This is a genomic window from Streptomyces sp. NPDC090088 (assembly GCF_044747345.1).
Taxonomy (GTDB): domain Bacteria; phylum Actinomycetota; class Actinomycetes; order Streptomycetales; family Streptomycetaceae; genus Streptomyces.
Map to the genome: position 1 here is coordinate 430999 of NZ_JBIVDZ010000009.1, position 13640 is coordinate 444638.

Here is a 13640-nt window from a genome sequence, read left to right on the forward strand (position 1 = left end):
CATACGGAAACATCTGATTCATTGCTGTGGTTCCTCATAGGTCTTTGTGCAGCGGAGCCCAGTCGACCAGGCCTGCCCTGTTGAGCCGTTCGATGTTGGTGATCGCCAATTCCAGGTCGGGCATCGCTCCGTTTCCGAGTGACGCCTTGCGTTTGCGGAGTTCCACCTTGAAAGTCGTGAGATCCGCGTAGGTTCCGGTGGGTTCCAGGGCTCGCTGCTTCACGATATGACCCGCGAGACTGGCCTTGATCTTGAGTGTCTTCCTGATCTGCGTCGCACCGTAGGTATTGATGTACAGCTTCTTCTTCTCGTCGCTCTGCGGCGGTTCGACACTCAGTCCGACGGTTTTCTCGGCACCCGTCCGCTCCCAGTCGCTCCGTTTCGCTCCGGTTCCCCTGACCTTCCGGTACTGGCCGAAGGTCGACCGGATGTAACTCGGGAAGTCGTCCATCGGGGCGTTGTATCCGAATTTCACCCGGGACTCGTACCAGATCGGTTTCGGCTTGGCGAAGACGTCCCAGGCGGGCATCTCCACGCCGAGCTCAAGGGTCTTGTTCACGCTGCGCCGGGCTGGGACGAGGTTGTTGCCGGTGGCCAGGCCTCCCAGCCGGGAGGGCAGCAGATGTGCCCTGACCCACGCGCCGCCCGTCTGTAGCCGGCGCGCGGGATCCGTGACGTAGTTCCAGCCGTCCGGCTTGCCCCGGGGGGCGGCACCGGCCTCGGTGCCCCACGGCACCTTCGGTTTGCTGAGGAACTCCGCGCTGATCACATCGGCGCGCCCGTTGTCGAAAGCGGGCAGCTTCGGCTTCGGCAGGTCGTCCTGCTGCTGCGGAGCGCCCGGCGGAATACTGTAGGCGTCCGGTTCGGACCTGGGCTGCGAATAGTCGCCGCGCTGCACTGGCATCGACGGGTTCAGGGTCGCTGTGACCGTGAACGGGTCTCCGCCGACCGGGGCGAGCCCCGTCAGCCGGTAGCGCAGCCTCATCATCCTCAGGAGGCCGAGGAAAAGCGGGCGGCGTACGCCACGGCGCATCACGTCGAACAACTTGGGGCGTATGCGCGCCACGATCAGGGCGAGCCGCTCCTCCTTGGAGTCCTTCGAGTCCTCCTTCTTCTTGCGACGGTCCTTGTCCTGCTTGGACTTGGGCCTGCCCGGGCCTTCCTTGTCGGGCTTGTTCCTGGGGCGGCGGGGGTCGTGCTCGTCCGGCTTGGCCTTGCGCGGCTTGCCGTCCTCGTCGCGCTCGGGTCGCTTCGGGTCGTCGTCCTTGCCGTTGCCCGGCTTCTTCGGGTCGTCCTCGTCCCGCTTCGGCCTCTTCGGGTCCTCGTCCTTGCCGCCGGGGCGCTTGGACGGGGTCTTCTCCTTGGGCCTGTTCGGCTCGCCCTCCTTGGGCCTGCCGGGCTCCCCGGTCTTCGGCCTGTTCGTGGCCGGGGGCTCCTCGGTGTCCTTCGGGCGCCGGGGGGTCTCGTCCTTCGGTTGTCCGCCGGGCGTGGAGTCCTTCGGCTTGTCCGGGGTCTTGTCGGCGGGGGCCTTGGGCTCGGGCTTCGGCTCGGGGCGGGGTTCCGGCTTCGGGTTCGGTTTGGCCGACGGGGTGGGGCGGGTGTTCGGCTTGTCCGAGGGCTGTTCGGAAGGCTTATTGGCGGGGTCTTCCTTCGGGCGGCGGGTGGTGGTCTCCGGCTCCGTCGGGCTCGGGCGGGACGGCGCCGTGTCCGTGTCGCCGGTCGTGGGCTTGCGGGTGGGGGACGTCTCGTTCCTGGGCGCGCCCTCGTCCTCCGCGCCGCCCGCCGGGCGCCTGCCGCCGCCCTCGCCCTCCCGGCCGCCTCGGAAGAGCTTCGCCGCGATGCCCTTCAGGCGCCGGCCCACCTTCGCGACGTACTTGCCGATCGCGTTGAGGAGGTATTGATAGGCGAGTTCCAGGAGGGCTACGACGCCGGCCGCGACCGCCTTGGCGAAGAGGAGGCCCGCGCCGCCCTGGCGGACTGCGAGGAGCCAGGAGATGACCGCGCCCATGGCACGGAGGATCGCGCCCAGCGCACCGATCGCCGTACGGATCGCGTCGATGACGGCCATCACCCAGCCCGCGCCGGGGATCAGCTTCGCGACGACCTTGGTGATGACGATCTCGCCGATGATGAAGGGGAGTTGGGGCACGATCGCGTCCCAGGTCTCCTTGACGATCCGTTCGAGGGAGAAGCCGCCCTTGATGAGCTTGTCGATGATCGCCCTGGGGATGCCGAGGATCTCCTGGATCTTCTCCTGGAACCACTGCTTGACCGCGGACTGCACCTCGCGGAACAGGTGGTGCTCCGCACCGTCCACCGCCGAGTTCTTCGCACCGCTCAGCCAGCCGCCCGGGTCGTCCAGGAAGTCGACCGCGATCATCATGAACTGGCCCAGGGCGCCAAGGAGTTTGGAGGCGAAGTCGAGGATCGTCTTGACCGCGTCGATGATCGACTTGATGACGTCCATGAGCATCTTCTTGAGGATGTTCAGGATGTCGCTGAGCATCTTGGCGAGCTGGTTGAGCAGGTCGGTGACGAGTTGCTTCAGCTCCGCCGCCAGGCGGGTTACGAGAGCGATCGCCTGCGCTATCAGGTCCGTGATGAACTTGCGGATGCGGGCGGCCAGTTCGATGATCTCTCGGACCATGTCGACCGCGAACTGGATCAGGTCGTCGATCAGGCTCTTGATCGTGTCGACGATGAACGTGCGCGCCTCGTTGATCCAGCGCTCGACCGTGTCCTTGAAGTTCTTGATGAAGCCGACCACCGCGTCACGAGCGTCCTTGATGACCTGGACGATCGCGTTCTTGATCTCGATGACCTTCTGCTTGATCCAGTCGAAGGCCTTGGTGAGCCAGTTGCCCGAGTCCTGGGCCGCGTTGTCCGCCCTGCTCTTCGCGTCGCTCTCGGCCTGGTCGCCCTTGTCCTTGATCTGCTTGTCGCTGTCGGTCTTCTGCTGGGTGACGTCGTCGTCGGTCTTCTTCTCGCGGTCCTGGACGTCCTTGCGGACCTTGTCCGCGCGGTCGCCCTTCTTGTCCCCCAGCTTCTTGAGTGACTGGTCCTGCTCCTTGCGCCAGTCCTCCCGCTGCCCGGTGACCTCGTCCAGGGCTTTGCCGCGCTGGTCCGCCTGGTCCTTGGTGTTCCTGCTGATCTCGGTGTCGGCCTGCCGGCGGTTCCTGGTCTGCGAGTCTCGGGTGTCCTTGTCCTTGGTCTGGCGGCTGGTGGACATGCCCTTCTGGCCCTGACTGAACGCCGCCTGGAACTCCGGGCCCTTGTCGTGCTCGGCCACCGCGGAGGCCGCGTCCGGGGGTACGGCACCGGTCGCGGCGGTGGGCGTGGCAGCGGCGGCCTGTCCGCCGTCCGCGCCGGGCACCTTGCCCTTCAACTCCTCCTGGGGGGCGTCCGGGTAGACCTGGTCCTCGCCCATGCCACGGCCGGAGTCGTCCCGTGCCGTGTCGACCGTGTCCTGGCCCTTGGTGTCGACGGCCGCACCCTGCTCGTCGGACGTCTGCTGGGCCGCACCCTGCATCTGGACCCCGGGCGCGTTGCCCGCCTGGGCCTGCTTGAGCGCCTCGTCCTTGGTGGGCAGCCCGGCGAACTTCGCGGCCAGCTCCTGCTTGTCCACATGGAAGCCCAGTTTCGAGGCGAGCCAGCCGAGACCGAAGCCCAGTGCCATCTTGAAGGTCTGCCAGCCGCTCGGTTCCTCCGCCTTCTCCGCCTCGATCTGGCCCTCGGGCTCCTTCTCACCCGTGACCTCGGCGTTCTCCTGCTCCGGTGCCTGCGACTTCTGTGCCGGGTCCTGTGAGTACTGGGCGGCCGCGTCGGTCTTCGGCTTGCCTTCGAGGGTCTGCGGAGCGCCGGCCGGGCGCTGCATGGAGGGCGGCGCGGCGGCGAGCTGTTTGTGCTCGTCGCTCACGCTGCGGCCGACCGAGCCGCTCACCCCGCCCATTGCCTCAAGTGCCTTGTGCGGCTTGAGGGTTGCGGCGGTGCTCAGGCCTGCCTCGGGCGAGACCTGGGAGAGGTTCGGGGCCGGGGCCGAGTCCTTCTTCCCCTTGGCCTTGCCGGAGCCGGAGGGCTTGCTGGCGACGCCGTCGGCACGCGGTGCGCTGGACGCCGATGAGGATGAGGTGGGCGCGAGTGCTTTTTCCGGCTGCGGGGCTGCGCCTATCGCGCCCTCGGCCGCCCGGGCGGAGGTCGTGGAGGCGGATGGGGATGGGGATGGGGCCGGCTTCGGGGTCGGGGCCGCGGGTCGGGGGGTCGTCTGCTGCGCGGGCGCGGGCTGCGTGGGTGTCGTACGGTCCTGCTCCGGGGCCGCCTCGCTCTGGGCGGCGGGGGATGCCGTCGCGGCGGCGGTACCACCCTTGGTCCCGGCGGCCGGCGTGGTGGCCGTCTGCGGTGCTGCTGCCGTACCGCCCACCGCCTGCGGTGACCCCTTCTCCTGGGCGGGCCCGCCCCGCTCCCCCGCCGCCGGGGTGCCCTTCTCCTCCTTGGCCGCGGATTCCTGCGTCGCCCCGGCCCCGGCCTCCGTCCTCTCCTGCCCGGGTGCCTGCTGCACCGTGGTCTGCGCGGTGACGGGACCGGCCTTCGGATCGTCGGCGCTCTTCGGGTCCTTCGAGACGAAACCGCTACCGGGCAGCCCGGTGGCCTTCTCGTCCGGTTCCAGACCGGCGAGCAGGGTGTCACCGGGCCCGCCCACGGTCTCAGGCGAAGGCGAGGGCGAGGAAGGCGGCGAAGGTGCTGGTTCGGCGGCCGGTGCCTCCTCGACATCCGCCTCCGCCGCCGCGTCCTCGGCGTCCTCCACGTCCCGTTCCGCCTGCACCTGGTCGGCCTTGGTCGGCGGTGGTGCCGGGAAGTCGGGGAGGGACTCGCTGCCGGGGGCGGCGTCCTCACGCCGGTCGGCCGTCGGGACCCCGGACACGTCGGGGTCCTGCGCCGGCAGGAAGTCCTCCGGCTGGAGGGTGACGTCCCAGGCGCTGGGTTCGGCGCCGCCGACCTCCACCTCCGAGGTGCTGTCGGAGAGCGCGCCCTCGTCGTCGGTCGTGTCCTCGGGGCCGTCGAGGTCCTGGCTGCGTACGCCGTCCAGGCGGCTCGTCGGCGTGGGCAGCGGGATGTCGGTGCCGGGACGGGGCGAGCCCGACGGACGGTCCGTGGCCGCTTTGTCCGCCGACGGGATCTGGCGACCGGCGGCGAACTGGTCTGCGGCACCGGGGCGGTTGCGTGCGGCGGACTCCTCCGCGCCGGCGACGGGGACGCCCTGTTCGTCGGCGGACTCCTGGCCGCCCTCCTCCTGCTGATCCTGCTGGTCCTGCTGGTCCTGCTGGTCCTGGCCGCCGCCGTCGGCTTGCTGGTCCTGCGTCTGCTCGGCGGACCGAGGCGCGTCCGGCGATCCGGCTGCCGACGTCTCTTGCTGTTGCGGCTGCGGCTGACCGGCCGTGGCCGACGGTGTCTCGTCCCGCACCCCGGCCGCAGGAACCCCGGCTCCCCGCGCCGCACCGCCCGAAGGCCCCGCGCCCCCGGCCCGCTCCCGTCGCTCCCGGGCCTCCGCCGCCGCCCGTTCCCGCCGCGTCCGTTCCTCGGTCTCGGCCCGCTGCTCGTCGCGAGTGCCGCCGTTCAAGGGCGTGCTGCCCGGCGCCCCCTCCCGCTCAACCCGCTCCTTCTCCGGGCCGGAGGCCGCTACCGGCCGTTCCTGGTCGGCGCGGTCCTCCTCGGCCCGGCGCTGTGCGCTCTCCCGCTCGCCGCGCACCTCGTCCGCCGTGTCCGGCTCGATCTCGGGAGCGTCGTGGGCGTCGCTCTCCACGCGGTCCTCGGGGAAGTCGCCGTACGCCTCGATGTCGTCGACGAGGTCGAGCACACGGTCGTGTTCCGGGGCGAGCAGCCTGCCCTCCAGGCGGGCCAGCACGCTGTCGAGCAACTCGGCGGGGAGCCCGGCCAGTTGCCTGCGGGTGCGCTGGGAGAGGTCCTCGGGGTCTCCGCGCAGTGAGCGGACGAGGGAGTTGGCGAGCCGGTCGACGAGGGTGGCCGGGTCGATGGCCTCCGCGCGCTGCCGGTCGGCGTCCACCGTCGCATACCGCAGCCAGCCGGGCGTGGCCTGCCCCTCCTGGACCGGCGCAGCCGCCTCGTCCCGGACGGCCGCCTGGGCAGCGGTCTCCGCCTCCCGCTCGATCGCCTGCTGCGGCAGGCTCACGGCGCCCAGTTCGCGCCCGGCGCGCAGGGCGCCCAGCCCGTGCGGGTTCTGGACGGTGTGCTGGAGTTCGTGGGCGAGGAGGCGCCGGCCCTCGTCCGTACCGGGTTTGAAGGCGCCCTCGCGGAACAGGATGTCCTGGCCGACGGCGACCGCGTCCGCGCCCAGCAACTCGGTCAGCTGCCCGGCGTCACGGCCGGTGTGCAGCCGTACCCGGCCGAGGTCGTGGCCGAGCTGTTCCTCCAACTCCCGGCGCATACCGGGGTCCAGCGGCTGTCCGGCGCCGCTGACGATGTTCTTCGGCTCGGGCGTACGGGACTTGGCCGCCCGCTCCCGACGCTTGCGGCGGCGCTGCTCGGCCGACTGTTCGGCGCGCGCGTCCTGGGCCTGGGAACCACTCATCGGCTCACCTCCCCGTGGCCGCTGAGCCCTTCGTGAACCGCCCGCGCCAGCTCCTGGCCGAGGCGGCGGGCGGAGAGGCCCGCGGGCAGGGGCGGCAGGCCCGACAGCGCGTCGAGGGCGAGGGGGCCACCGGACGCCAACGGGACGCCGTGCAGCCGTACCAGCCGGGTCAGTTCGGTCTCGAAGGCGGCCGAGACCCGCTCCGGATCGGCCCGGAAGCCGTCGAAGCCGTTGAGGACCAGCTCGCCGATCTCCACGCGGATCGCCGAGGGTTCCTTCGAAGGACTCACACCCATCCGCGGACCTCCGTCGGCGTCAGGGACCGCTCCAGCTTCTGGTACTCGGTGCGGGCAGCGGCCAGCATGTGCCGCATCTGCAGCCGGTCACCCTCCTCGGCGGCGAGGAAGGCACCGGACAGCGCGATGTTGCGGATCGAGCCGCCCGCGACGGTGAGCTGGGCGAGCAGCGCCGGGTCGATGTCCTTCACCGGGGCCTGCGGCGGCAGCACCCGGCGCCAGATCCCGGCGCGCTCGTCCTCGCCCGGGAAGGGGAAGTCGACGACGAAGCGGATGCGCCGCAGGAACGCCGTGTCGAGGGCGCTCTTCATGTTGGTGGTGAGGACGGCGAGGCCCCGGTAGGCCTCCATTCGCATCAGCAGATAGCTGACTTCGAGGTTGGCGTACCGGTCGTGGCTGTCCTTGACCTCGCTGCGCTTGCCGAACAGCGCGTCGGCCTCGTCGAACAGCAGCAGCGCGCCGCCGCGTTCGGCGGCGTCGAAGACCCGGCGGAGGTTCTTCTCGGTCTCGCCGATGTACTTGCTGACGACTTGGGAGAGGTCGATGACGAAGAGGTCGAGGCCCAGTTCCTTCGCCATGACCTCGGCGGCCAGCGTCTTACCGGTGCCCGAGCCGCCCGCGAACATCGCGGTGACACCGAGGCCCCGGCGCAGGGTTCCGGCGAATCCCCACTCCTGGTGGACGGTTGCCCGCTGTCGCACATGCGCGACGATCTCGCGCAGCACGCTCCTCTGCCGTTCGTGCAGCACCAGGTCGTGCCAGCCTGCCTGCGGTGCGATGCGCCGGCCCAACTCGTCCATGCCGATGCGGGCCTCGTCGAGCCCGGCACGCCAGGCGAGTTCGGCGACGTCCAGCTCGTCCTCGTGCGGGAGCCGGCGCCGTACCGTGGCCGCCGCGGAGCGTACGACGTGCGGCGGGAGCTGGAACTGGGCCACCAGGGAGCGGAGTTCGCCTTCGTCCAGGTCGAGTTCGGCGAACTCACCTTTCCACAGGCCCAGTTGTTCTTCATCATCCATGCGCGGTACGGCGACCCGGGCCCCGTACGACCGCTCCGCCCCCTGCGGGTCCTCGCTCGACACCACCACCGGTACGGCCGCCCCGGCCAGGAACGACTCCGTCGCCGCCCGCTGGTCGCGGTCAAGGTCGCCGGCGTCCACGAGCAGCGCGGCGGGCAGCAGAATCGCCTCGCGCTGCCACAGCCGGGCGAGGCGGTCCCGCTCGACGGGGTCGGACGGAATGTCCGCCGCGGTCATCGCGTACAGCCCGAGCCCGGAACGGGCAGCCGCGGCGGCGGCGATGTCCGCCCGGCTGCGCGGCTCGCCCCCGGTCAGCTCGACCAGGGAGGCCTGCGTCCAGCCCTCGGCGAGCGTGCTCGCCGCCAGGTCGTACGACGGGGTCAGCGCGTCCGGCACCGGGGTGCGGCGCAGCTGGCCGTGCAGTCGGGCGTCCAGGTAGGGCGAGCTCAGGAGCAGGTGCAGGATGCGCTCGTCCAACCGCAGCCGCGAAGTCGTCAGCCGGGACTCGTCCTCCAGTTCGACGATCCGCCAGCGGCGCAGTGGGGCGACCGGGGTGAGCGCGCTCCAGTGCGGGTCGGCCAGTGCGGCGAGGGCGAGCGAGAAGGTCGGATACGCGCGCTCGGGGTCACCGGCCGCCGCCGCACACCGGGCGGCCGTCGTGGGCTCCAACTCGTGGGCGGCGGCCAGGAGTACGAGGTCGCGCTCGAAGGCGGTGAGGCTGAAGCAGGCGACGAGGGCGTCGAGGGGGGCGGTCGCGGGGCCTTCGATGGGGGCGAGGGTGGCACCGGCCGGGTTCACCTTGCCGGTCGCACCGGCCGGGTTCGCCTTGCCGGTCGCCCGTGCCGCGTGTGCGTCGACGCGGGCCAGGACGCGCCGGATCTCGGCGGTGAGCGTCGTACCGTTCCCGGAGTTCCCGAACCCGTCCATGTCCTCACCTGCCCCCGTCGTCTCCATGCGGATCAGTCCTCCGTGGCTTCGTCGCCCGACCGGCGGGGAGCGCTCTTGCGGGGCTCCGGCTGCGCCGACTTGGCGGAGCGGGCGACCGTGGACCTGCGAGTCCGGGCGGGAGCCTTCGCGGCGGTCTTGGCCACCGCCTTCGACGGAGCCTTCGCGGGCTGCTCGACCTCGACGGGGGCGGGCGCCGGGACCGGCTCCTCCGCCGCCTCCGCCTCACCGATCACCGGCGGAACCGGCGCCCCCGGCGCCCCGAACGGCAGCACCCGTACCTCGGGCCGCTCCACCGGCTTCCCCGGCACCGGGATCTGACGGCCGTCGATGAAGACGAGCGTCGCCTGGTAGACGACCGACAGCGTGTACGGCGTCTGGTAGAGCATCCCCCACAGCTTCGACGTCTCGTCGATGTCCATCACCGTGGGCGTGAATCGGACGCGTTGCGCGGCCTCGGCGAGGTCGCTGCCCGCCAAGTAGGGCCGTTCTCCGGCCTGTTCGATGACGTCCTGCGGCAGGATCGGTATCTCGTGCAGGGTGCGCACCACGGAGCCGATCAGCCGCTGTCCGACCAGTTCCTTCTCGTCGCCGTACGCGCTGATCAGATACTGAAGGTCGAGCGCGGCGGCCGGCCGCTTGACGAGGGTGCCGTCGGAGGCCCGGGTCGGCGAGTCGTTGTTGCGCCGGGAAGTGTTCGGGGTGACCTGGTAGAGGAACACCGAGATGGTGGGCTGCTCCAGCTGCGTGTCCGCGGGCGGCTTGCGCGGCTCGACCTTGACGGCCTCGCCGAACTCCGGGCCCACGTTGTTCTCGATGAGCAGCGCGAGGGCCTGGGTGACATGGGCGATGGCAAGTGCGTTGCTCATGACGTCAGTTCCTCCGCGTCAGGTACTCGGTGAGGCTCAGGGCCGCCGCGGCCCGCTCCTTGGCGGGCGCCCGCCGCTGCCCCTCGCCGGCGGGCGTCGCGGTCACTTCGAGGCGCCCGATCTGCACCTGGACGACCTGTTCGACGGCGGCGCGCGACGGTCGCCGGGCGGCGGCCTGTCGTACGGCGTCCCGGGTTGCCGCCGTGTCGGAAGCGCTGGGTCGCAGCGCCGCCGACACGGCGTCGGAAGCGACGTCCGGGCCCGGGGGGAGGGTCACGGGTGTCGCGGTCCGGGCCGGCGCCGTACGCCCGGCAGCGCGCCGTCCAGCGTCCGGCACCGGGCGCGGCTCGGGCATGACGGGCGCGGCGGGCCGCAGCAGCGGCACCTCGGGCCGTCGTACGACCGGCTCGGCGGGCGCAGCCGCCTGCTGGGTGTGTACGACGGTCCGCTCCCGTTCCGTGTGCGTCGTCCGCGTCCGGGTCCCCGCCGCCGGGCGCGGCACGGCCGTCCGCGGTGTGTCGGCGGCCGGTGCCGTCGCGGGCCATGACAACCCGCCCGCCTCCGAAGCCGGAGCAGGCTCCGCCGCCCGTACCGCCTCGACCCGCTCGAACGGGCCGGGCAGCCGGGGCCGTACCCGTGCCGCGGCCGGTCGCGGGGCGGTGTGCCGGGCGAGCAGCCGGTCCAGGAAGTCCGGGTCCGGGAAGTCCGGCGGGGCCGGTGTGTCAGACATCCGCGCACAGCTCCAGGTAGTAGCGGCGGCGCAGCGGGCTGAGCGCCAGGATCTCCGGCTCGCTCCACCCGTAGGCGGTGGCGAGCAGGTGGACGTCGAGCAGGACGTCCCGTGCCCAGGAGTCCAGTTCGGTCCAGAGGTAGGAGGCGATGTCGAGTTCGGCGCGGGTGGCCGCGTCGCACTCGGGGCAGGCGACGTTGAGGGTCAGGTCAGCGCCGGGGTCGGCGGCCTCGACGGCCTCGGCGATCCGGCGCTGCACCGGCAACGGCAACTCCCCCGCCGCCGCGGCCACTCCACCCCGCTCCGCCGACACCAGGCACCGTGCGAGCAGCTCCGCACGCGGCTGGGCGGCGCGGGCCGCGGCATGCAGATCGGCAACGGACGGCAGCCTGAACTCGACGTCCCAGCCGCCCTCTTGGACCCGTACGACCGACTCCGAGCCGCGCCCGCCGATCGAACCGGCGAGAGCAGCCGCATCCAGCTCGAACTCCATGTCCGCCCCGCAGGCGGCGCAGTCCAGCCGTACCTCCATCCGCTCGCCGAACAGTGCTCGGCGCAGCGCGATCAGGTCCGTCTCACGCTCGCCGACCGGCACGGCCGTCGGGTCGGCGTCCGGCCGGGCCGCGCGGTGCAGCAGCAGCGCGCGGCCGGCCGGCGGTGCGCCGAGGCCCGCCTCCCAGGTGGCCAGCAGGGACGCCTCGCGCGTAGCGCGCTCCCTTGTGGCCCGCTCCCCCGACACCCGTCACCTCACGCCGGGTTGAGGAACGAGGGCTCCTCCGGCTCGGGCACCTCGTAGTCCCGTTCCCAGCCCTCGCACTCGAGCTTCAGCGACTGGATGGCCACCGCGTTGGCGTTGGCGTCCATCTCGCCGAGGACCTGGTACTCGCTCGGCCAGGTCCGGTACAGCTTGTGCGAGACGGCGACCTGCCCGGCCTCGTTGAGGACCTGGATGACGATGTCCTTGCGGAAGTCGGCCAGGGACACCTCGGCGCCCAGGCCGGCGCCGACCTGCCAGACCTTGTTGGCCCAGCGGTCGAACTCGGGGTCGTGGGTGACCCCCCGCTCCAGGGTGATGCCGTCGAACTCGGAGCGGCCCGGCGACTTGCGCGGGGAGGAGGGGTCGCCGCCGTTGCGGTGCTTGACGACCTCGGTGGTCCGCTTCAGCGGACTGATCTTGCTGATGCCGGCGACCGTCCGACCGTCCCACAGCACAAGGAACTTGAAGTTCTTGTAGGGGTCGAAGCGGTGCGCGTTGACCGTGAACTCAGCCATCGGATTCCTTCAGCTCTCCCTGAAGCGCTAGAGCGCGAACTGGCCGGACGTCTGCTGGATCCTGACGACCACGAACTCGGCCGGGCGGACCGGCGCGATGCCGACGAGGACGTTGACGACACCGGCCGCCACGTCCTCGGCGGTCGTGGTCTCGCTGTCGCACTTGACGAAGTACGCCTCGCGCGGGGTGCTGCCCTGGAAGGCGCCCTGGCGGAACAGCGTGTGCAGGTACGAGGAGGCGGCCAGCCGGATCTGCTGCCACAGACTCTCGTCGTTGGGCTCGAACACCACCCATTGCAGGCCGCGTCGGAGGCTCTCCTCCACGTGCAGCGCGAGCCGCCGTACGGGTACGTACTTCCAGTCGCTGTCGAGGGCGTCGGAGCCTTCGAGGGTGCGCGCCCCCCAGACCAGCGGGCCGGTGACGGGGAAGGTGCGCAGGCAGTTGACGCCCAGCGGGTTGAGCAGCCCGGTCTCCCGGTCCGTCAGGTCGACGGTGAGCGCGTGCACGCCGACCAGCTGCGCGTCCGTGCCCGCCGGGGCCTTCCACACGCCCCGCTCGGAGTCGGTGCGCGCGATGACACCGGCGATCGCGCCGGACGGCGGGAAGGCCCGCGGTCGCCCGGTGAGCGGGTCGGTGAGCTGGAGGTGCGGGAAGTACAGCCCTGCGTGGTTGCCGCGGACGGCGTCGAAGGCGGCGATCCCGGCCCGGGCCGAGTCCACGCTCACCCAGGTGGCGGGCGCGTCCACGAGCAGGAAGATCCGCCGCTCCTCGCACAGCCGCTGCGCGGCCGAGACGACGGTGAGGGCGTCCTCGGTCTTCTCGTACGAGGCCAGTTCGGGCAGCGCCAGCAGGTTGACGTCGGGAATCTGGCGCAGCGCCTGGATGCCGGTCTTGCCGGCCTCGGAGCCGATGAGGTCGCGGGGGCCGGGGGCCGCGCCGTCCTCGCCGCCCTCCAGCGGGAACACCGGCGGGTTGACCGAGGCCTCCAGGCCCAGGTCGTTGGCGCACTGGCCGAGGAAGCGGACGACGTCCTCGGGGTCGGTGGAACCGGCGACCACCTGGATCCGGCGGCCGAAGGCGGTGACCTCGACGCCGGCGAAGGCGTGCTTGCCGGGGGCGTCGGGCAGCGCGCGCAGCTTGCGTTCGAGCAGCAGCGCCAACTCGGCCACGGTGGACGGGGCTTCACCGTCGCAGTCGGGGTCGTAGAGCTTGAACTCGCGCTCCACGTCGCCGATCTTGACGGTCAGGTCGACGGCGAGGTCGGGCAGTTCGCGGCCGAACGGCTTGGAGACCGTGCCGGACGGGTCCGGGCGCCCCTCGCCGACCGCCTCGACGCGGATCAGCCGGGAGCCGGCGTTGACGACGGTCGGCGCGTAGCTGCCGCTGCCGGTGTCCATGGACAGGCCGGTGAAGCTCTCGCGGGCGTCGCCCCGGGCGTCGTGGACCCGCAGGTTGAAGGTCGCCTCGCAGTCCGGGGTGTCGTAGTCGACGGCGACGCGCAGGCCGTTGCCCCAGACGCCGGGTTCCTTGGCGTGCACCTCCAGGACCCGGCTCTCGCTGTGGCCCTCGGTGGACTCCAGCACGACGCAGGCGGCCTTGCCGCTGCCGGACTTGGCGACGCGGACGATCACGGCGACGGTGCCGCCGTTGCCGAAGAACTGGTGGACCGCGTAGGAGAGCGGGCTCTGCGCGCTCAGACCGCCGAACCGCCGCTCGAAGTCGGTGAATCCGGTGACGCGCACCGGCTCGTTCAGCGGGCCGCGCCGGGTGTGTCCCACGAACGCGGTCACCGAGGTGGTCACGGCGGAGACGGTGCGGGTGCTGCTGGGAAGCTCTTCGACGTAGACGCCCGGGTACGTCGGCCTCGCGGCGCTCACGGCATTCGTCGGCATTCCCCCTCCTATCCCTTCTCAGGCACCGGATGGCAG

The 13640-nt window shown here is 71.7% G+C and carries 8 protein-coding genes; all 8 read right to left on the reverse strand.

Translation table 11 applies throughout. The features are described 5' to 3' along the window. Positions 1 to 34 precede the first annotated feature (34 nt). Genes ACIPSJ_RS38835 through ACIPSJ_RS38870 form a run of 8 tightly spaced genes read right to left on the reverse strand, consistent with a single transcriptional unit; the run spans position 35 to position 13604 of the window. Positions 35 to 6583 carry a DUF4157 domain-containing protein gene (locus ACIPSJ_RS38835; protein ID WP_401352918.1) on the reverse strand — a complete coding sequence of 2183 codons (6549 nt, stop codon included), beginning with the start codon at positions 6581 to 6583 and terminating at the stop codon, positions 35 to 37. After that, positions 6580 to 6879 (reverse strand): hypothetical protein, encoded by a 300-nt coding sequence (locus tag ACIPSJ_RS38840; RefSeq protein ID WP_401352920.1) that lies wholly within the window; start codon positions 6877 to 6879, stop codon positions 6580 to 6582. Before ACIPSJ_RS38840 ends, ACIPSJ_RS38835 begins: the two co-directional genes overlap by 4 nt. After that, the gene (locus ACIPSJ_RS38845; protein WP_401352922.1) at positions 6870 to 8849 is read right to left on the reverse strand and encodes an ATP-binding protein; all 1980 of its coding nucleotides are present in this window, start codon (positions 8847 to 8849) and stop codon (positions 6870 to 6872) included. Before ACIPSJ_RS38845 ends, ACIPSJ_RS38840 begins: the two co-directional genes overlap by 10 nt. Positions 8850 to 8854: 5 nt before the next feature. Beyond that, positions 8855 to 9709 (reverse strand): Pvc16 family protein, encoded by an 855-nt coding sequence (locus ACIPSJ_RS38850; RefSeq protein WP_401352924.1) that lies wholly within the window; start codon positions 9707 to 9709, stop codon positions 8855 to 8857. A gap of 4 nt (positions 9710 to 9713) precedes the next feature. Beyond that, positions 9714 to 10439, reverse strand: a complete 726-nt coding sequence (locus tag ACIPSJ_RS38855) for a hypothetical protein (protein ID WP_401352926.1) — start codon at positions 10437 to 10439, stop codon at positions 9714 to 9716. Continuing rightward, positions 10432 to 11178, reverse strand: a complete 747-nt coding sequence (locus tag ACIPSJ_RS38860) for a hypothetical protein (protein WP_401352928.1) — start codon at positions 11176 to 11178, stop codon at positions 10432 to 10434. The genes ACIPSJ_RS38855 and ACIPSJ_RS38860 overlap by 8 nt, the downstream gene beginning before the upstream one ends. An 8-nt stretch (positions 11179 to 11186) precedes the next feature. Next, positions 11187 to 11711 (reverse strand): phage tail protein, encoded by a 525-nt coding sequence (locus tag ACIPSJ_RS38865; RefSeq protein WP_355717858.1) that lies wholly within the window; start codon positions 11709 to 11711, stop codon positions 11187 to 11189. A 27-nt stretch (positions 11712 to 11738) separates the two neighbouring features. After that, positions 11739 to 13604 (reverse strand): phage tail sheath family protein, encoded by a 1866-nt coding sequence (locus ACIPSJ_RS38870; protein WP_401352930.1) that lies wholly within the window; start codon positions 13602 to 13604, stop codon positions 11739 to 11741. Between the last annotated feature and the right edge of the window lie 36 nt (positions 13605 to 13640).

Bases quoted from the DNA above. Each gene is read 5' to 3' on its own strand.
- ACIPSJ_RS38835 (WP_401352918.1), bottom strand. From the start codon at position 6,583: ATGAGTGGTTCCCAGGCCCAGGACGCGCGCGCCGAACAGTCGGCCGAG.
- ACIPSJ_RS38840 (WP_401352920.1), bottom strand. From the start codon at position 6,879: ATGGGTGTGAGTCCTTCGAAGGAACCCTCGGCGATCCGCGTGGAGATC.
- ACIPSJ_RS38845 (WP_401352922.1), bottom strand. From the start codon at position 8,849: ATGGAGACGACGGGGGCAGGTGAGGACATGGACGGGTTCGGGAACTCC.
- ACIPSJ_RS38850 (WP_401352924.1), bottom strand. From the start codon at position 9,709: ATGAGCAACGCACTTGCCATCGCCCATGTCACCCAGGCCCTCGCGCTG.
- ACIPSJ_RS38855 (WP_401352926.1), bottom strand. From the start codon at position 10,439: ATGTCTGACACACCGGCCCCGCCGGACTTCCCGGACCCGGACTTCCTG.
- ACIPSJ_RS38865 (WP_355717858.1), bottom strand. From the start codon at position 11,711: ATGGCTGAGTTCACGGTCAACGCGCACCGCTTCGACCCCTACAAGAAC.
- ACIPSJ_RS38870 (WP_401352930.1), bottom strand. From the start codon at position 13,604: ATGCCGACGAATGCCGTGAGCGCCGCGAGGCCGACGTACCCGGGCGTC.